Below are 18171 nucleotides of genomic sequence, written 5' to 3'. Positions count from 1 at the left end.
TCGAGGTCGCTGCGCATCCCGTACGGCCCCGGCCGAAGTCGTCTGTGCCCGCGCCGATGCGCCGGGCGGGAAAGCGGGTTGTCGATGGGAGCGTCGATGAAGACATCGGTGGGCACGTCGACGGGCGCGGCGGGGGGAACCCCGCCGGGCGGTGCGGCGGGTACGGCGACGGGTACGGCAGGGGGGACGGTGCCGGGCGCTCCCTCCGGCGGACCGGCGGCGACGGGGGCGGCGCGAGCCGTGCCCGCCGGTCCGCCGCGCCCGGCACCGGCCGAAATCGTGGACAGCCCGCGGATCGTGGCGCTGGCCGCCTCCGTGGCGGGCGGCCGGGACGCCGCCATACGGGAGTTCTGGGCCGAGGCCGAAGCGCAGGGCACCCCGCTCGTCGAGCCGATCCCGTGGGACCCGGAGCACCGGGCGGTCACCTTCCTGTGGCGCGGCACGGAGGAGACCCGGCGGGTCCTCCTCCTGGTCAACCGCCTGGTGGACCGCTCGCACCTCGCGGGCAGCCTGATGCGCCGCATCCACGGCACCGACGTCTGGCATCTCACCTACCGGCTGCGTTCCGACCACCGCGGCTCGTACGCCATCGCACCCGACACGGGTTCCGGGGGCGGGCGGCACCGTACGGATTCCGTGCCCGCGCCGGAGGCCGGGCCCGCCTGCGGCACCGGGCCCGCGTCCGGTACCGCACCCGCTTCCGGTACTGGGCCCATGTCCGGCACCGGCCCCACGGACGACTTCCAGGCGCGGCTGCTGCCGCTGCTCGCCTCGGCAGGCCCCGACCCGCTCAACCCCCGGACACTTCCGGCCCGTTGGCAGGGCGCCGGCAGTTCGGCCTTCGAGCTTCCGGACGCGCCGCCGCAGCCGTGGCGGCCGTGGACGCGTGCGGTCCGGCCGGCCGGGGACGGCGGCCGGGGCGTCGTGGAGCGGCACCGGCTGACCAGTGCCGCCCTCGCCGCCCGGCGCGACGTGTGGACGTACGTACCACCGGGCCCGCTCCCGGACGGCGGGACCGACACTCTGGTACTGCTGGACGGCGACATGTGGTTCGGGCGGCTCGGCGTGCAGGCGCTGTTCGACCGGCTGATCGCGGACGGCGTGCTGCCGCCCCTGGTCGTGCTCGCGCCGGACGCGGTGGACAACCCCACCCGCGCCCGCGAGTTCGGCGGCCGGCCGGCGTACGTGAACTTCCTCGCCGCCGAACTGCTGCCCTGGGCGGCGGCGCGGCTGCCGGTGACGTTCGACCCGTCGCGCACGGTCGTCGCCGGGGAGAGCCTGGGCGCGCTCACCGCGCTGTACGCCGGGCTCGTGGCGCCGCGCCGGTTCGGCAAGGTGCTGGCCCAGTCGCCCTCCCTGTGGTGGCGGCCGGAGGGGCCGGGCCCCGTGGGCGGAACCGACGCCACGGGCGGATCTTCCTGGCTGGCACAGGAGTACGCCGCCGGCGGCCACCGTGACGTGCGGACGCACCTGCGCGTGGGCCACTACGAAGGCGACCTGCGCGAACGGACCCGGGAACTGCGCGACACGCTGCGCGCCCGCGGGCATTCCGTCACGTACGCGGAGTACAACGGCGGTCATGACTATGCCTGCTGGGCGGGTGGACTGGCGGAGGGGCTGGCGGACCTGCTGGGCCGGGCGGACGGCACGGGCGGGGACGCCGCGGGAACAGCGGGGGCCGTGTGATGTCCGCTTCGCTGCTGCTGCACCGCGCCTACTGCCTCCTCAGGGCCCGCGCGTACCACGTCGTCCTGCGGACGCCCCGCTTCCGGGCGGCCCGGCCCACGGCCTCGGCGGCCGGGGAACGCCACCCGGAGCGCCCGCAACCGGCGCACCCCGTCCGCTTCCGGCACCACGGCCCGGACCGTCCTCACCGGTCCGCCCCAGACCGTCCTCACCGGCGTACCAAGGCCCTCGCCGGGTGACGGACGCGGCGCCCCGCCCCACCAGTGCCGGGGCGGGGCGCCCTCGCTACGGACGGGTGGTGGGCGGCGGTCACGGGCCACCCACCACCCGCCCCTCCTGTGACTCCCGCCACGACGGCCGCCGCCGTACCGCCCGGCTCCTTAAGATCGGCCGGTGCCCGCTGACATAAGCCTGACGACGACCCTCCTGCTGTGCGTGGCGGCCCTCGCGGCCGGCTGGATCGACGCCGTCGTGGGCGGCGGCGGTCTGCTGCTCCTGCCGGCGCTGCTCGTCGGCCTCCCGCACACACCCGCCGCCTACGTCCTCGGCACGAACAAGTCCGCCGCCGTCGTCGGCACCGCGGCGGCGGCCTGCACCTACGTACGCAAGGCACCCGTCGACCTGCGCACCGCCCTGCGCATCGGACTGGCCGCGCTCGGCGGCTCGCTGGGCGGCGCGTTCTTCGCGGCGGGCATCAACAGCCAGGTGCTGCGCCCGCTCATCATGACCGTGCTGACCGGTGTCCTGGCGTTCGTCCTCTTCCGCCCGGCCTTCGGCACCGCCCCGCCGCCCTCCGGGCCGGTCACCCGGCGGCGCGTCCTGGCCGCGGTCCTCGTCGCGGGCCTGGGCATCGGCTTCTACGACGGCCTGATCGGCCCCGGCACCGGCGCGTTCCTCGTCGTGGCGCTGGCCGCGATCCTGCACATGGACCTGGTCACGTCCTCGGCCACCGCGAAGATCGTCAACGTGTGCACCAACGTCGGCGCGCTGGCCATGTTCGCCTGGCAGGGCACGGTCCTGTGGCAACTGGGCGCGCTGCTCGCGGTGTTCAACTTCGTCGGCGGTACGGTCGGGGCGCGGATGGCCCTCAAGCGGGGCGCCGGGTTCGTGCGCGGGGTGCTGGTCGTGGTCGTCGTGTCACTGCTGTGCAAGCTGGCCTTCGACCAGTGGGTGGCCTGAGAGGCGGGCCCGCCGGGCGCGGGCCGCGCCTCCCGGGGGACGGGCCCCGGTCCGCCCGTCGGTTCACGTCCTGCGTCTCAGTTCATGCTCTTCGTCGCGGTGACGGCGGTCAGCAGGACGGCGGAGTCCTGGAGGGCCTTCAGACCGTGCCGCTCGTGCGGGATCGGCACCACCTGACCGGCGATCAGGTCCCGGTCCTCGCTGGTCCCGGTCAGCCGGACCCGGCCGTGCAGCACCTGGAGACTGGCCGCGGGCGGCGTGGTGTGCTCGTCCAGCGCGGCCCCCTCGATGAGCGCGATCACCGTCTGCCGGAGCGGTCCGTCCTGGAGGAAGAGGTGGGCACTGCGGCCGTGCGCCGAGGCCCTGGCGTCGTCGAGCTGGCGGCGGGCGAGCGAGCTGAGGTCGTCCATGACGCGGCCTTTCGGTCGGGGGTCCGCGGCGCCGGGACCGGCACCGGTGGCGGTACTGGTACCCGTATGGGCCGCGGTAACCGCACCGGCGCCGGGCGCGGTCCATCCTGACGGGTGGCGGGCGGCTGCCGAATGGCCGGTGCGCACCGCGCCGGGCCGGTGGCCGGGGACCGGATGATCACGGCGGTCCGTACGATGCGGAGGGACCTGATCATCGACCGACCAGTGCCCGAAGGGGGCGTTCAGGTGCGAGGCGAACCGGCGGAGCGGGACCGGCCCGAGGCGGCCGCGGCGGACGGGGGCGGCCCGGCGGGGGTGCTGACCGTCATGACGACGACCGACAGCGCCGAGAAGGCGGAGGCGCTGGCCCGCGGTGCGATCGAGGCGCGGGTGGCGGCGTGCGCGCAGATCAGCGCGCCCGTCACGTCCGTGTACCGGTGGGAGCGGGCGATCGAGACGGCACAGGAGTGGCAGGTGCTGTTCAAGACGGCGGCGGCGCGGTACGAGGCGCTGGAGGCGTATCTCATCGGGGCGCACGACTACGACACACCGGAGATCATCGCGACGCCCGTCACCCGGGGCGGGGCGGGGTATCTCGCCTGGGTCGCGGAGGAGACGAGCTGACGTGGGACGGCGATACGGGACGGCGCGCTCCGAGGCGGCGCGCACCGGGACGCGGGGGACCGGGACGGGCCGGACCGAGATGCGGGGGACCGGAGTGAACCGAACCGGGGCCCGGCGGAGCGCCGGTGACGGGCGGTCGGGTACGGCGGACGCGGGCGGGCGGCCGGGCCCGGCGGACGGTGACGGACGGCCGGACGGCAGGCCCCGGCACCGCCGCCGCGGACACCGGCGCAGACGCCCGGCCCTGGTCCGGACGGCCGCGGCCGGGGCCGGGCTCGCCCTGTGCCTCCTCGTGGCGCCCGCGAGCGGCGCGACCGCCGACGACGATGACGACGGCGGCGGCTGGACGAGCGAGGCCGCGACGCAGTACTGGACGGCCGGGCGGATGGCGTCGGCCGTCCCCGCGGGTCCGGGCGCCGGCAAGAGCGCCGCCGCGCCCGCCGCGCGGACCACGGCGGCCGGGCAGGGTGCGGCCGGCGCGCCGGCCGCCGGCTCCGCGCAGCACTTCGACGGTGTGCCCTCCGTCGGCGTGCTCTTCTCCGTCGACAAGGACGCGCAGGCGCACCACTGCACCGCCAGTGTGGTCCGCAGCCCGCGCCGCAACCTGATCCTCACGGCCGGGCACTGCGATCCGGGGTCCCGTGCGGCCTTTGTCCCGCAGTATCGTTCCGGCGCCGAGACCCAGCCGTACGGGGTCTGGGCGATCGACCGCGGCTTCACCGATCCCCGGCGCACCGGCACCGGCCCGGGCTCGGACCTGGACTTCGCGTTCGCGACGGTCAAACCGGACGGCCAGGGGCGCGCGCTGGAATCGGTGACCGGCGGCAACATCCTGTCCCGCACGCCCGGTTACACCACCGACGTCACCGTCATCGGCTACCCGACGGCCCGCAACGACCCCGCGGACCGGGCCATACGGTGCGCGGTGCGGACCAGCCGGCTCACCGGGCAGCGGCAGCTGCGCATGGAGTGCGGCGGGTTCTACGGCGGCACCTCCGGCAGCCCCTGGCTGAGCCGCTTCGACGAGCGGACGAAGACCGGCTACGTGGTCGGCAACATCGGCGGCCTGAACGGCGGCGGCCCGTCCGGCCCGGACAGCCACCGGACGTCCTACAGCCCGTACTACGGCGCGGACGTCTTCCGGCTGTATGCCCGCGCCGTCACCGGCTGAGGGCCGGCGGCGGCCCGCGTCACCGCAGGGCCGCCGCCACCCCGTCCTCCCGGGGCCCGAGGAAGCGCGGGTCGGGCCGCAGCGCCGCCTCGGCCGCCGCCTTCGCCGCCGCGAACACCTCGCGGACTCCGCCGTAGTACCAGGTGACGTCGTGCCGGTCGTCCACACCGACCCCGTACGCGTCGAGTCCGGCCGCGGCGCACAGCGCCAGCGCGCGCCGGATGTGGAAGCCCTGGCTGACCAGGACGGCCCGGTCCACGCCGAAGATCCGGCGGGCCCGCGTGCAGCTGTCCCAGGTGTCGAAGCCCGCGTGGTCGCCGACGATCCGGTTCGCGGGCACGCCGTGCGCGACCAGGTACCGCCGCATGGCGTCCGGCTCGTCGTAGTCCGTGCGGCTGTTGTCGCCGGTGACCAGGAGCGCGCGGACCGTGCCCCGCTCGTAGAGGCGGGCGGCGGCGTCCAGCCGGTGTGCCAGGTACGGGGACGGCTCGCCGTCCCACAGGCCCGCGCCGAAGACCACGGCGACCGGCGCCGCCGGAACGTCCTCGACCGTACGGACCCGGGACCCCGCGGCGGCGTTCAGCCACGTCGCAGGCAGCAGCGCCAGCACGCAGACGAGCACACCGGCCTGGAAGGCCCGCCGCTGCCCGCGCCGCGTCCGGGGCAGCCGCAGACGGCTGCGCACCCGCCGTATCCACCCTGTGCGCTGTGCCTGCTGCGTCTGCTGTGTCAAAAGTTGCCCCTGTTGTTTTCGTTGCCGCCGTAGGCAGCGACGCTCCGCGGCCTGGCATGGTTGCGGGGACCAGGGAGTCCGCGCACCGCCCGCCCCGCGCCCGCACGAAGGAGCCGCCCGGATGACCACTGAGCCCGAGCGCCTGCCGTTCTTCGTCTACGGAACGCTGCGCCCCGGCCGGGCCAACCACGCCCGGTGCCTGCGAGGCCGCACGGCGGGCGAGGAATCCGCGCTGGTCAGAGGCGTGTCGCTGTACGAGGGGCCAGGTTACCCGTACGCCGTGACCGGCCCCGCGGAGGCCGTCGTGCACGGCGACCTCGTACGGCCGCGGGAGGACGTCTACGACGCCGTGCGCGCCGCCCTGGACCGGCTGGAGGGCCACGTCCCCGGCGCGCCCGGCAACCTCTACGAGCGGGTGGCCTGGCCGACCGAGCGCGCGGACGGCCGGACCGTCCGGGCGTGGCTGTACGTGGCGGCCGAGCCGCTCGCCGGCCGCCTGCGGGCATCCGGCACACCGGTCCCGGGCGGCGACTGGAGGATGCCGTCCCGTTAACCTGGACCACTTGCCCGAACCGCACAGGCCCGGCGGCCCCACGGCTCCGGCGGCCCCGGCGGTCCGGGCAGCCCAGGAAGACCCCAGCAGCAGACAGGTGTGATCCCAGCGTGCCCCCCTCCACCCCGGTCCCGGCGAACCCCCCGTTCCCCAAGGCGGAACTGCACCTCCACATCGAGGGCACCCTGGAACCGGAGCTGGCCTTCGCCCTCGCCGAGCGCAACGGCGTCCGCCTGCCCTACGCCACCGAGGACGAACTGCGCCGCGCGTACTCCTTCAGCGACCTCCAGTCGTTCCTGAACCTGTACTACGCGCTGATGGCCGTGCTGCGCACCGAGGACGACTTCGCCGACCTCACCCACGCCTACCTGGCCCGTGCGCAGGCCCAGGGCGTCCGGCACGCGGAGATCTTCTTCGACCCGCAGGCGCACACCTCGCGCGGCGTGCCCGTCGGCACGGTGGTCGAGGGCCTGACGCGGGCCCTGGACACCGCCGAGGAGCGGTACGGCATCACCACCCGCCTGATCATGTGCTTCCTGCGCGACGAGAGCGCCGAGTCGGCGCTGGCCACCTTCGAGGCGGCCCGCCCGTACCTGGACCGGATCACCGCCGTCGGCCTGGACTCGGCCGAGGTCGGGCACCCGCCGTCGAAGTTCAAGGAGGTCTACGCGCTGGCGCGGGCGGCCGGGCTCAAGTGCGTGGCGCACGCGGGCGAGGAGGGCCCGCCGTCGTACGTGTGGGAGGCGCTGGACGTGCTCGGCGTGGACCGCGTCGACCACGGCGTGCGCTGCCTGGAGGACCCGGCGCTGGTCGCCCGCCTGGTCGCCGACCAGGTGCCGCTGACCGTCTGTCCGCTGTCCAACGTCCGGCTGCGCGTCATCGACGAGCTGGCCGACCACCCGCTGCCCGCGATGCTCGACGCCGGCCTGCTGGTCACCGTCAACTCCGACGACCCCGCCTACTTCGGCGGCTACGCCGACGACAACTTCACCGCCGTACGCGACGCCCTGGACCTGGACGAGGAGACGCTGCGCACCCTCGCCCGCAACTCGTTCCGCGCGTCCTTCCTGGACGAGGAGACCCGGGCGGCGTACCTCAAGGAGGTCGAGGCGCACGGGCGCGGATGAGCGGGGCGCGGCGCTCCCGGGTGCGTGACGGCCGCCGCCCTTGACCTCAAGTCAAGTTGAGGTCCTAGGTTCTTCCTCACCAGGGCACTCCGCCCCGCCGACACGTGAGGACACGACCATGCAGTACTCGCACAGCGACACCGAACTCGCGGGCCAGCCCGCCGGTTACTGGACCTGGGCCGCCCACACGGCGGCCGTCACGCACATCCGCGCCGGGCTGGCCCGCCACGGTGTCACCCAGCCCCAGTGGTGGATGCTGAACCAGCTGGTGGGCCGGCCCGAGGGCCGGGACCGGGCCGAGGTGACCGACATGCTCAAGGGCTACCTGGACGTCGGCGCCGAGGGGATGGACACGGCCGTCGACGGCCTCCTCGACCGAGGGCTGGCCACCCTCGACGGCGGGCGGCTGCACCTCACCGCCGATGGCGCGGACGTGTACGCCCGGTGCGCCGCCCTCCAGGAGGAGATGCGCGCGACCCTCCACGACGGCATCGACGACGAGGAGTACGTCCGTACGCTCAAGGTGCTCCAGCGGATGATCCACAACGTCGGCGGGCAGATGTGGCACCACTGAGCGGCCGTGCCCCCGGCCGCCTCCGGGATTACCCCGGGAGTAATCGACCGCTCCCCCTCCCCACGGCAGGATCGGGCCCATCGGCGGGAGCCCCCGCCGGGACCGCCGCCGCAGCCGCGAGGAGAGCGCCATGACCGCCCACCCCACCACCGGAACGCCGGGTCCGGGCACCGCCGCGACCGCCGTCGCCGAGGCCACCCGGGCCGTCGTGCGGGAGTTCCTGTCCGCCCGGATGGCCGGGGACACCGCGCGGCTCGGGGAACTGTTCGCCGACCGGGTCGACTGGCTGCTCGCCGAGAACCCCGCCGTCCCGTGGATCCGCCCGCGGTCCACGGCCACCGAATGTGCCGCCCAGGCGGCCGAGTTGGCGGAGCACACCGTCCCCGAGGACGCGCGCGCCTCGGTCGACGCCTTCCTCGTCGACGGCACCGACGCCGTCCTGACGGGGCACGTGGCGGGGACCGTCCGGGCGACGGGCAAGTCCTTCGAGGGCCCGTTCGCCCTGCGCCTCACCGTCGAGGACGGCCGGATCACCCGCCACCACCTCTACGAGGACAGCCTGTCGATCGCCGCGGCCTGCACACCCTGAGGGCGCTCGCCGGCACCGGCCCGCGCCGGGCCGGCCGCCCCGTCCGCCTCCGCCGCCGGCTCCAGCCGTACCGCGCACACCTTGAACTCCGGCATCCCGGAGACGGGGTCCAGGGCCGGGTTGGTCAGGGTGTTGGCGCGGCCCGCGCCCGGCCAGTGGAAGGGCATGAAGACGGTGTCCGCGCGGATCGCCTCGCTGTAGCGCGCGGGGGCCAGCGCCCGGCCGCGCCGGGAGACCACCGCGACCGGGCGGCCGTCCTCGATGCCGTACTGCCGGGCGAGGCGCGGGTGGATCTCCACGTACGGGCCGGGGGCCGCGGCGTTCAGCTCCGGGACGCGGCGGGTCTGCGCGCCGGACTGGTACTGGGCCAGCACCCGGCCGGTGGTCAGGATCACCGGGTACGCGTCGTCCGGTTCCTCGGCGGCGGGGCGGTGGGTGACCGGGACGAAGCGGGCCCGGCCGTCGGGCGTCGCGAAGCGGTCCAGGAACAGGCGCGGGGTGCCGGGGTGGTCCTCGTCCGCGCAGGGCCAGAAGACCCCGTCCTCGGCGGCGATCCGCCGGTAGGTGATACCGGCGTAGTCGGCCGGGCCGCCGGCCGAGGCGCGCCGCAGTTCGTCGAAGACCTCCTCCGGGTCGGCCGGGAAGCCCTTCTCCCACCCCAGGCGGGCGGCGAGGGCGTTGAGGACCTGGAGGTCGGTGCGGACACCGGGCGGCGGGTCCAGGGCGCGGCGCCGCAGCAGCACCCGGCCCTCCAGGTTCGTCGTGGTGCCGGTCTCCTCCGCCCACTGGGCGACCGGCAGCACCACGTCCGCCAGCGCCGCCGTCTCCGACAGCACCACATCGGCCACCGCGAGGAAGTCCAGCGCCCGGATCCGCTCCTCCACATGGGCGGCGCGCGGCGCCGAGACCACGGGGTTGGAGCCCATGAGGAGCAGGGCGCGCACATCCCGGCCCAGCGCGTCCAGCAGCTCGTACGCGCTGCGGCCGGGCCCCGGGAGGGAGTCCGGCGGTACGCCCCACACGCCTGCCACGTGCGCCCGCGCCCGCGGATCGGCCAGCTTGCGGTAGCCCGGCAACTGGTCCGCCTTCTGGCCGTGTTCCCGCCCGCCCTGCCCGTTCCCCTGGCCGGTCAGGCACCCGTACCCGGAGCGTTCGCGCCCCGCCCGCCCGGTCGCCAGGCACAGGTTGATCCACGCGCCGGCCGTGTCCGTCCCCTTCGCCTGCTGCTCGGGCCCGCGCGCCGTCAGCACCATCGCGCCGTCCGCGTCGCAGAACATCCGTACCGCCGCGCGCAGCCGGGGGACCGGCACACCGGTGATCCGCTCGACCAGCTCCGGCCAGTGCGCCATCGCCGCGGCCCGCGCCGCCGGCCACCCGCTGGTGCGCGCCGCGATGAAGTCCTCGTCCGTGCGGCCCTCGGCCACCACCAAGTGCAGCAGGCCCAGGGCGAGCGCCAGGTCGGTGCCGGGCCGCGGCGCCAGATGCAGGTCCGCCTGCTCGGCGGTGCGGGTGCGGCGCGGATCGACGACGATCAGCCGGCCGCCGTTCTCCTTCAGCTCCGTCAGGTAGCGCAGGGCGGGCGGCATGGTTTCGGCCAGGTTGGAGCCGACGAGGACGACGCACCCGGTACGGGCGAGGTCGGCCAGCGGGAACGGCAGCCCGCGGTCCAGGCCGAAGGCCCGCTGGTGCGCGGCGGCGGCCGAGGACATGCAGAACCGGCCGTTGTAGTCGATCTGCGAGGTGCCGAGCACCACCCGCGCGAACTTGCCCAGCGCGTACGCCTTCTCGTTGGTCAGCCCGCCCCCGCCGAAGACCCCCACCGCGTCCTTGCCGTACCCGGCGCCGGTGCGGGCCAGGCCGTCGGCCACCCGGTCCAGCGCCGTCTCCCAGTCCGCCGGTACGAGACGGCCGGTCGCCGCGTCCCGCACCAGCGGCTCGGTCAGCCGGGCCCCCGGCGCGAGCAGCTCGGCGGCGGTGCGGCCCTTGCCGCACAGGGCGCCCCGGTTGACGGGGAACGCCGGGCGCTCGACGACCTCGGCCGGGGGACCGGCGGCTCCCGCCGGGGAGCGGCGCAGGCCCATGCCGCACTGGAGGGAGCAGTACGGGCAGTGCGTCTCCACGGGCGCGCTCGCGCGCGCTTCCGGCGGCGGGGCCGCCGGGACGGTGGCGGTGCGGGGGGTGGCGGCAGTCATGCGGCCAGCCTGCGACGCGTGTGTTTCGGCTGGTCCGGGGCGGGGTTACGGGCCGGGGAAGCGCGCCTCACGGTGCCCGTACCTCATGGGTGAGGAGCCGGGCCCGTGCCTCACGTACGGCTTCCGGACCCCGACAGCCACCGGAAACCCGCCGTCACGCCCACGCAACGGCCCCGCAACGACCGGCTGCCAGGCTCCCTCCATGACGGCGTCGAAACCGCCCCCACCGTCCGCGGGCCCCGTCGGCCCCGCGGTCCCCTTCGACAGTACGGCGCAGCTCATGACGGAGATCACCACGCAGCTCGGCGACCGGCTCGGCCGGGTCAGGCTGTACGGCCTGCCCCGCCGGAGCCCGGCGCTCCACGCCCCGGCCGGACCCCGCCCCTCCACCAGCGCCTCAACGGACTGGGAGGCGCCCCCACTGGTCGCGGTCGCGCACGGCAGCCGCGACCCCCGCGCACTGCGCACCGTCACCGCCCTCCTGGACCGGGTACGCGCCCTGCGCCCCGGCCTCACCGTCCGCCTCGGCCACATCGAACTGAACGCGCCCCTGCTCCCGGACACGCTGGCGCGGCTGAGCGGCCCGGCCGTCGCCGTACCGCTGCTGCTCGCCCGCGGCCACCACACCGGCCACGACATACCGGCCGCGCTGGCCGACGCCCCGCACCTCGCGTCCTGCCTCGCCCGCCCGCTCGGCCCGCACCCCCTGCTCGCCGAAGCCCTGCACGCCCGCCTCGAAGAGGCCGGCGCCCGGCGGCCGAGCGCCGTCGTGCTCGCCGCCGCCGGGTCGCGCGTCCCCGAGTCGGCGGCCGACACGGCCCGTACGGCGCGGCTCCTGTCCGACCGGCTCGGCGGCGTCCCCGTCCTGCCCGCCTACGCCTCGGCGCCCGCGGCCGGCGGCCCGCCCGGCACACCGCTCTCCGTCCCCGCCGCGCTGCGCGCCCTCGCCGCCCGCGGCCACCACCGCCCGGTCCTCGCCGCCTGTTTCACCGCGCCGGGCCGCTTCGCCGCCCAGTGCGCCGCCGCGGCCCCCGGGCCCGCCGCCGCGCCGCTCGGCGACCACCCCGCGCTGGCCCGGCTGGTGCTGCACCGTTACGACCAGGCGCTCGCTGCGCGCAGCGCATGCGACCACGACCCCATCAGGGCGGCTACCGTCACCGTATGACGGGCACACGAACGACGGCCGGGCGGGAAGCGGGCCACAACGGCACGGGCTACGACGCGGCCGACACCGAACGCTGGGTCCCCGAGCCCGACAAACGCCCGGGGCGCACCGCCTTCCAGCGCGACCGGGCCCGGGTGCTGCACTCCGCCGCGCTGCGCCGGCTGGCCGGCAAGACCCAGGTGGTCACACCGGGCACCACCGAGCACCTGTGGGACGCCAGTCCCCGCACCCGCCTGACGCACTCCCTGGAGTGCGCCCAGGTCGGCCGGGAACTCGGCGCGGCCCTCGGCTGCGACCCGGACCTGGTGGAGACCGCCTGCCTCGCCCACGACCTGGGCCACCCGCCCTTCGGGCACAACGGCGAGCAGGCGCTCAACGAGGTCGCCGCGCCCTGCGGCGGCTTCGAGGGCAACGCGCAGTCGCTGCGGCTGCTCACCCGCCTGGAACCCAAACGCTTCGTCCCCGACGCGGACGGCACGGCCGTCAGCGTCGGCCTCAACCTCACCCGGGCCGCCCTGGACGCCGCGACCAAGTACCCGTGGCCGCGCGGCGGCCACCCGACCGACCCCGGTTCGCCCAAGTTCGGGGTCTACGAGGACGACCTGCCGGTCTTCGCCTGGTTCCGGCAGGGCGCCCCGGAAGCGGCCCGCAGCTTCGAGGCGCAGGTCATGGACTGGGCCGACGACGTGGCGTACTCGGTGCACGACGTCGAGGACGGGCTGCACGCCGGCCACCTGGACCCCAACTGCCTGCTCGCCGAGCCCGAACGTGCCGAAGTGTTCGCGATCGCCGCCGAACGTTACGCGCCCGGCGCGGACCCCGCGGAACTGGGCGAAGCCCTCGACCGCCTGCTCGACCAGGAGTGGTGGCCGCACGGCTACGACGGCACCGCCGTCGCCCAGGCCCGCCTGAAGGACGCCACCAGCCAGCTCATCGGCCGCTTCTGCCTCGCCGCGGAGAGCGCCACCCGGGCCGAGTGGGGGCACCGCCCGGGCCGTTCGGGCACCGGGGGAGGGGACGGACGGCCCACCCGGCACCGCGCCCGGCTCGTCGTACCGCCCGGAACCCGGCTGGAATGCGCCGTGTTGAAGGCGGTCGCGGAACGCTACGTCATGCGCCGCCCCGACCAGGAGGCGCTCCGCGCCGACCAGCGCGTGGTCATCGCCGAACTCGCCGAAGCGCTCATCGCCCGGGCCCCGGACGGCCTGGACCCGCAGTTCCGCGCCCTGTACGACCGGGCCGAGGCGGCCGGGGACGACACCGCCCGGATGCGGGCCCTGATCGACCAGATCGCCGCCCTCACCGACGCCTCGGCACGTTCCCTGCACGCCCGGCTCACCCGGCCGCGGGGCACGCTCTGACCAGCGGCACCGGCACCGGCAGGGCAGCATGGACGTGGCCGGCGCGCCCCGGGGGAACAGGCCCCCTTCCCGCGGCACGCCCCGGTGCGGGACGCTCGGGCTTGAGTGTTTCGCACGGGGGAAACACATCAGGGGCACGGCAGGGTGTCCGGCGGCGGAACGTGGTATGTCCCCAGTGCCGAACGGCCTGGGAGGCACCCCACCCCGGTCACACGACCGGGCGGGGACACGCGGCCGGCCGCGGGCGGCAGCACGCCGCCCGGGCACTGCGGGGGTAGAACGGGGACACGATCGGGGGGCGTTCACGGACGCGGACGCACCGCGCCGCAGCGAGGAGGAAGCAAGTGGTCGACGCACACCAGACGTTCGTCATCGTCGGGGGTGGCCTGGCCGGGGCAAAGGCCGCCGAGACCCTTCGTGCGGAAGGCTTCACCGGCCGGGTGATACTGATCTGTGACGAGCGCGACCACCCGTACGAGCGCCCCCCGCTCTCCAAGGGGTACCTGCTCGGCAAGGAGGAGCGGGACAGCGTCTTCGTCCACGAGCCCGCCTGGTACGCCGGCGCGGACATCGAACTGCACCTCGGCCAGCCCGCCGTCCACCTGGACCGCGCGGCCCGCACCGTACGCCTCGGCGACGGCACCCTGATCGCGTACGACAAGCTCCTGCTGGCCACCGGCGCCGAGCCGCGCCGCCTGGAGATCCCCGGCACCGGCCTGGCCGGCGTCCACCACCTGCGCCGCCTCGCGCACGCCGAGCGGCTGCGCGGCGTCCTGAAGTCCCTCGGCCGGGACAACGGCCACCTCGTCATCGCCGGCGCCGGCTGGATCGGCCTGGAAGTCGCCGCCGCCGCGCGCTCGTACGGCGCCGAGGTGACCATCGTCGAGCCCGAGCCGACCCCGCTGCACAGCGTCGTCGGCCCCGAACTGGGCAGCCTCTTCACCGACCTGCACCGCGAGCACGGCGTCCGCTTCCACTTCGGCGCCCGCCTCACCGAGATCGCCGGACAGGACGGCGTGGTGCTGGCCGCGCGCACCGACGACGGCGAGGAGCACCCGGCCCACGCCGTGCTCGCCGCCATCGGCGCCGCGCCGCGCACCGCGCTGGCCGAACAGGCCGGGCTCACCCTGGTCGACCCGGCGCACGGCGGCGGCGTCGCGGTGGACGCCGCGCTGCGCACCTCCGACCCGCACATCCACGCCGCCGGTGACGTCGCCGCCTTCCCGTACTCCCTGCTGTTCGGCGCGGGGGACGACGGCGAGCCGGCCGGCCTGCGCGTCGAGCACTGGGCCAACGCCCTCAACGGCGGCCCCGCCGCCGCCCGCGCCATGCTCGGCCAGGACGTCACCTACGACCGCATCCCCTACTTCTTCTCCGACCAGTACGACATCGGGCTGGAGTACTCCGGCTACGCGCCTCCCGGCTCGTACGACCAGGTCGTGTGCCGCGGCGACGTCGGCAAGCGCGAGTTCATCGCCTTCTGGCTGTCCGAAGGGCGGCTGCTGGCGGGCATGAACGTCAACGTGTGGGACGTCACCGAACCGATCCAGCGGCTCATCCGCTCGCGGCAGGTCCTGGACCCGGCCGCGCTGGCCGACCCGGAGGCGGCCCTGGACTCGCTGCTCTGAGCCCGGACCGCCGGGCCCGGCCACCCGGGCCCGGACCACTCCGGCCCGCACCGCCCGCCCGGCGGTCGGGGCCCGCACCGCAGCCGACGCCCAGGGAGAGCCGCCCATGCCCGAAGCCACCGTCACACCGGACGACGTCCAGGACGCCGCCGCCCGCCTCAAGGGCGTCGTCCACCGCACCCCGGTGCTGCGTTCCCGCACCCTCGACCGCCTCGTCGGCGCCGAGGTGCACCTCAAGTGCGAGAACTTCCAGCGGGCCGGCGCGTTCAAGTTCCGCGGCGCCTACCACGCCGTCTCGCGGCTGGCACCGGAACAGCTCGCGCGCGGCGTCGCGGCGTACTCCTCCGGCAACCACGCCCAGGCGGTCGCGCTGGCCGCCCGGGAGCTGGGCAGCGGCGCCGTCATCCTGATGCCCGAGGACGCGCCGCGCTCCAAGCGGGACGCCACCGAGGGCTACGGCGCCGAGATCGTCACGTACGACCGCTACACCGGCGACCGGGCCGCGCTCGGCGCACGGCTCGCCGCCGACCGGGGCCTGGCGCTGATCCCGCCGTACGACCACCCGCACGTCATCGCCGGGCAGGGCACCGCGGCGCTGGAGCTGATCGAGGACACCGGCCCGCTGGACGCCCTGCTCACGCCGGTCGGCGGGGGCGGGCTGACGGCGGGCTCGGCGGTGGCCGCCACCGCGCTGTCGCCCGGCATCCGCATGATCGGCGTCGAGCCGGAGACCGGGGACGACACCCGGCGCTCGCTGGCGGCCGGCGAGCGGGTGCGCATCCCCGTACCGCACACCATCGCCGACGGGCAGGCGCTGGCCGAGCCCGGCGAGCTGACCTTCGCGATCAACCGGCGGCTGCTGGACTCGGTGGTGCTGGTCGGCGACGACGAGATCCGGGCTGCGATGCGGCTGGCCTTCGAACGGCTGAAGATCGTCACCGAGCCGAGCGGGGCCAGCGCGCTGGCCGCCCTGCTGGCCGGGGCCGTCGAACCGCTGCCGCGCCGGATCGGCGTGGTGATCTCCGGCGGCAACATCGGGCTGGACCGCTTCCTGGAGCTGATGGGCTGAGCGGCGCGGTCCGCAGGCCCCCGGAACGACCGGCGGTCCCGCCCGGCACACGGGTCCGGGCGGGACTGTCGTACCCCACCCGTAGAATTCAGGCGTGGCAGGCAGGATCAACGATGACGACGTGAAGGCGGTACGGGACGCGGTCCCGATCGACGCCGTCGTGTCCGAGTACCTCCAGCTGCGGAACGCGGGCGGCGGCAACCTGAAGGGCCTGTGCCCCTTCCACGACGAGAAGTCCCCGTCGTTCCACGTCAGCCCGGCCAAGGGCCTCTACCACTGCTTCGGCTGCCAGGAGGGCGGGGACGTCGTCGACTTCATCATGAAGCTCGACCACCTCTCCTTCGCCGAGACCATCGAGCGCCTGGCCTCCCAGGCCGGCATCACCCTGCGCTACGAGGAAGGCGGCTACACCCCCGGCCGCCAGCAGGGCGAGCGCACCCGCCTGGTCGAGGCCCACAAGGTGGCGGCGCAGTTCTACATCGAGCAGCTCGACAGTCCCGAGGCCGAGATCGGCCGCGCGTTCCTCGCCGAGCGCGGGTTCGACCAGGCCGCCGCCCAGCACTTCGGCGTCGGCTACAGCCCGGCGGGCTGGGACCACCTCACCCGGTTCCTGCGCGGCCGCGGCTTCAGCGACAAGGAACTGATCCTCTCCGGCCTCTCCCAGGACGGCCGCCGCGGCCCCATCGACCGCTTCCGGGGCCGCCTGATGTGGCCGATCCGCGACATCGCCGGCGAGGTCGTCGGCTTCGGCGCCCGCAAGCTGCGCGACGACGACAACGGCCCCAAGTACCTGAACACCCCGGAGACCCCCCTCTACCGCAAGTCCCACGTCCTGTACGGCATCGACCTCGCCAAGAAGGAGATCGCCAAGACCAACCGCGCGGTCGTCGTCGAGGGGTACACCGACGTCATGGCCTGCCACCTGGCCGGTATCCGCACCGCCATCGCCACCTGCGGCACCAGCTTCGGCGAGGGCCACATCAAGATCCTGCGCCGGCTGCTGATGGACAACTCCGGCTCCGAGGTCGTCTTCACCTTCGACGGCGACGCGGCCGGCCAGAAGGCCGCGCTGCGCGCCTTCGAGGACGACCAGAAGTTCGCCGCCCAGACCTCCATCGCCATCACCCCCGGCGGCATGGACCCGTGCGACCTGCGCCTGGCCCAGGGCGACGCGGCCGTCGCGGACCTGGTGGAGTCCCGTACGCCGCTGTTCGAGTTCGCGCTGCGGCAGGTCGTCGCCCGGCACAACCTGGACACCACCGTGGGCCGCGCCGCCGCCCTGGACGAGGCGGCGCCCATCGTCGCCAACATCAAGAACAGCTCCATCCAGCACGAGTCCGCCGTGCAGCTGGCCGGCATGCTCGGCATCCTCGACACCCAGTTCGTGGTCCGCCGGGTCGGCCAGCTCGCCCGCTGGGCCCGCGAGCGCGGCCAGAACGGCCAGAACGGCCAGAACGGCCAGCACCCGACCCGTACGGGCCGCCGCGCCGCCCCGCAGGCCCCCGACGCCGTACAGCCGCCGCCCGGCCCGCGCGGCCCCGCGCTGAATCTGCGCAGCCCCGCCCTCCTCGTCGAGCGCGAACTGCTCAAGCTGGCCCTCCAGCGCCCCGATCTGGTCTCGCCCGCCTTCGACGCGTACGGCGCGGACGAATTCACCGCGCCCCCGTACGCGACCGTCCGCCGGTGCATCCAGGAGGCGGGCGGCGCGATGTCCGCCGCGGGCGACAACACCTACCTCGCCCGGGTCCGCGAGGCCGCCCCCGACGACACGGTCCGTGCCCTGGTCACCGAGCTGGCCGTGGAACCGCTGCACACCCGCCGCGACCCCGACGAGGCGTACGCGGGCGTCCAGTTGGTGGCCGTGCGGCTGGCCGCCGTCAACCGCCGCGTCACGGAGATCCGCGGCGCCCTCCAGCGCCTCGGCCCGAACGCCGACCCCCAGCACCTGGCCGCCGTCCAGAACGAGCTGTGGGTCCTCCAGCAGTACGGCCAGTCCCTGCGCGAACGCGGCTACGCGGCCCTGTAACCGCCCGCACCCCGGCGGCGTCCGCCCCGCCGTGGCCGCCCGTCCTCCCGCGGCGTCCACCGCGCCGTGGCCGCCCGCCGTCCC

The 18171-nt window shown here is 75.5% G+C and carries 17 protein-coding genes; 14 read left to right on the top strand and 3 right to left on the bottom strand.

What is annotated here, in order from left to right:
• Positions 1–96: 96 nt before the first annotated feature.
• The 3 genes from ACH4FX_RS08510 to ACH4FX_RS08500 all read left to right on the top strand — a co-directional run bounded on the left by ACH4FX_RS08510 (position 97) and on the right by ACH4FX_RS08500 (position 2865).
• Positions 97–1686 (top strand): alpha/beta hydrolase-fold protein, encoded by a 1590-nt coding sequence (locus ACH4FX_RS08510; RefSeq protein ID WP_398476512.1) that lies wholly within the window; start codon positions 97–99, stop codon positions 1684–1686.
• A complete protein-coding gene (locus ACH4FX_RS08505) occupies positions 1686–1925 on the top strand; it encodes a hypothetical protein (RefSeq protein ID WP_398476510.1) in 240 nt (79 codons plus the stop codon). Before ACH4FX_RS08510 ends, ACH4FX_RS08505 begins: the two co-directional genes overlap by 1 nt.
• A gap of 154 nt (positions 1926–2079) precedes the next feature.
• Positions 2080–2865, top strand: a complete 786-nt coding sequence (locus tag ACH4FX_RS08500) for a sulfite exporter TauE/SafE family protein (RefSeq protein ID WP_398476508.1) — start codon at positions 2080–2082, stop codon at positions 2863–2865.
• Between the two features lie 77 nt (positions 2866–2942).
• On the opposite strand, the gene ACH4FX_RS08495 is transcribed toward ACH4FX_RS08500, so the two are convergent.
• Positions 2943–3275, bottom strand: a complete 333-nt coding sequence (locus tag ACH4FX_RS08495; RefSeq protein ID WP_398476506.1) for a cupin — start codon at positions 3273–3275, stop codon at positions 2943–2945.
• A 327-nt stretch (positions 3276–3602) separates the two neighbouring features.
• Here ACH4FX_RS08495 and cutA point away from each other — a divergent pair, with 327 nt between their 5' ends.
• Together cutA and ACH4FX_RS08485 are read left to right on the top strand one after the other, a co-directional pair.
• Complete coding sequence (gene cutA / locus ACH4FX_RS08490) at positions 3603–3899, top strand: divalent-cation tolerance protein CutA (RefSeq protein WP_398477033.1); 297 nt, start codon at positions 3603–3605, stop codon at positions 3897–3899.
• 94 nt (positions 3900–3993) lie between these two features.
• Complete coding sequence (locus ACH4FX_RS08485; protein WP_398476504.1) at positions 3994–5070, top strand: trypsin-like serine peptidase; 1077 nt, start codon at positions 3994–3996, stop codon at positions 5068–5070.
• A 19-nt stretch (positions 5071–5089) separates the two neighbouring features.
• On the opposite strand, the gene ACH4FX_RS08480 is transcribed toward ACH4FX_RS08485, so the two are convergent.
• Positions 5090–5803, bottom strand: coding sequence for a vancomycin high temperature exclusion protein (locus tag ACH4FX_RS08480; protein WP_398476502.1), 714 nt, complete (start codon positions 5801–5803; stop codon positions 5090–5092).
• A gap of 121 nt (positions 5804–5924) precedes the next feature.
• Between ACH4FX_RS08480 and ACH4FX_RS08475 the strand changes: the two genes are divergently transcribed.
• The 4 genes from ACH4FX_RS08475 to ACH4FX_RS08460 all read left to right on the top strand — a co-directional run bounded on the left by ACH4FX_RS08475 (position 5925) and on the right by ACH4FX_RS08460 (position 8646).
• On the top strand, positions 5925–6356 hold the full coding sequence (locus tag ACH4FX_RS08475; protein WP_398476500.1) for a gamma-glutamylcyclotransferase family protein: 432 nt from the start codon (positions 5925–5927) through the stop codon (positions 6354–6356).
• Between the two features lie 110 nt (positions 6357–6466).
• Entirely contained in the window at positions 6467–7483 is a 1017-nt protein-coding gene (locus ACH4FX_RS08470; RefSeq protein WP_398476498.1) for an adenosine deaminase, read from the top strand.
• 118 nt (positions 7484–7601) lie between these two features.
• On the top strand, positions 7602–8057 hold the full coding sequence (locus ACH4FX_RS08465) for a MarR family winged helix-turn-helix transcriptional regulator (protein WP_398476497.1): 456 nt from the start codon (positions 7602–7604) through the stop codon (positions 8055–8057).
• A 130-nt stretch (positions 8058–8187) separates the two neighbouring features.
• Positions 8188–8646 carry a nuclear transport factor 2 family protein gene (locus ACH4FX_RS08460; RefSeq protein ID WP_398476495.1) on the top strand — a complete coding sequence of 153 codons (459 nt, stop codon included), beginning with the start codon at positions 8188–8190 and terminating at the stop codon, positions 8644–8646.
• On the opposite strand, the gene ACH4FX_RS08455 is transcribed toward ACH4FX_RS08460, so the two are convergent.
• Positions 8604–10838 (bottom strand): molybdopterin oxidoreductase family protein, encoded by a 2235-nt coding sequence (locus tag ACH4FX_RS08455; protein ID WP_398476493.1) that lies wholly within the window; start codon positions 10836–10838, stop codon positions 8604–8606. The genes ACH4FX_RS08460 and ACH4FX_RS08455 overlap by 43 nt on opposite strands.
• 202 nt (positions 10839–11040) lie before the next feature.
• On the opposite strand from ACH4FX_RS08455, the gene ACH4FX_RS08450 reads away from it, so the two are divergent.
• The 5 genes from ACH4FX_RS08450 to dnaG all read left to right on the top strand — a co-directional run bounded on the left by ACH4FX_RS08450 (position 11041) and on the right by dnaG (position 18087).
• Positions 11041–12003: a sirohydrochlorin chelatase gene (locus ACH4FX_RS08450; RefSeq protein WP_398476491.1), complete on the top strand. Its 963-nt coding sequence runs from the start codon at positions 11041–11043 to the stop codon at positions 12001–12003.
• The gene (locus ACH4FX_RS08445; protein WP_398476489.1) at positions 12000–13364 is read left to right on the top strand and encodes a deoxyguanosinetriphosphate triphosphohydrolase; all 1365 of its coding nucleotides are present in this window, start codon (positions 12000–12002) and stop codon (positions 13362–13364) included. Before ACH4FX_RS08450 ends, ACH4FX_RS08445 begins: the two co-directional genes overlap by 4 nt.
• 344 nt (positions 13365–13708) lie before the next feature.
• Positions 13709–14992 (top strand): NAD(P)/FAD-dependent oxidoreductase, encoded by a 1284-nt coding sequence (locus ACH4FX_RS08440; protein ID WP_398476487.1) that lies wholly within the window; start codon positions 13709–13711, stop codon positions 14990–14992.
• Between the two features lie 106 nt (positions 14993–15098).
• The gene (locus tag ACH4FX_RS08435; RefSeq protein ID WP_398476485.1) at positions 15099–16061 is read left to right on the top strand and encodes a pyridoxal-phosphate dependent enzyme; all 963 of its coding nucleotides are present in this window, start codon (positions 15099–15101) and stop codon (positions 16059–16061) included.
• 94 nt (positions 16062–16155) lie between these two features.
• Positions 16156–18087 (top strand): DNA primase, encoded by a 1932-nt coding sequence (gene dnaG, locus ACH4FX_RS08430; protein ID WP_398476484.1) that lies wholly within the window; start codon positions 16156–16158, stop codon positions 18085–18087.
• Positions 18088–18171 lie beyond the last annotated feature (84 nt).

Source organism: Streptomyces sp. NPDC018019, from assembly GCF_044327805.1.
GTDB lineage: Bacteria > Actinomycetota > Actinomycetes > Streptomycetales > Streptomycetaceae > Streptomyces.
The sequence above is the reverse complement of the archived record's forward strand: the minus strand, read 5'-3'. Positions and strand labels throughout refer to the sequence as shown.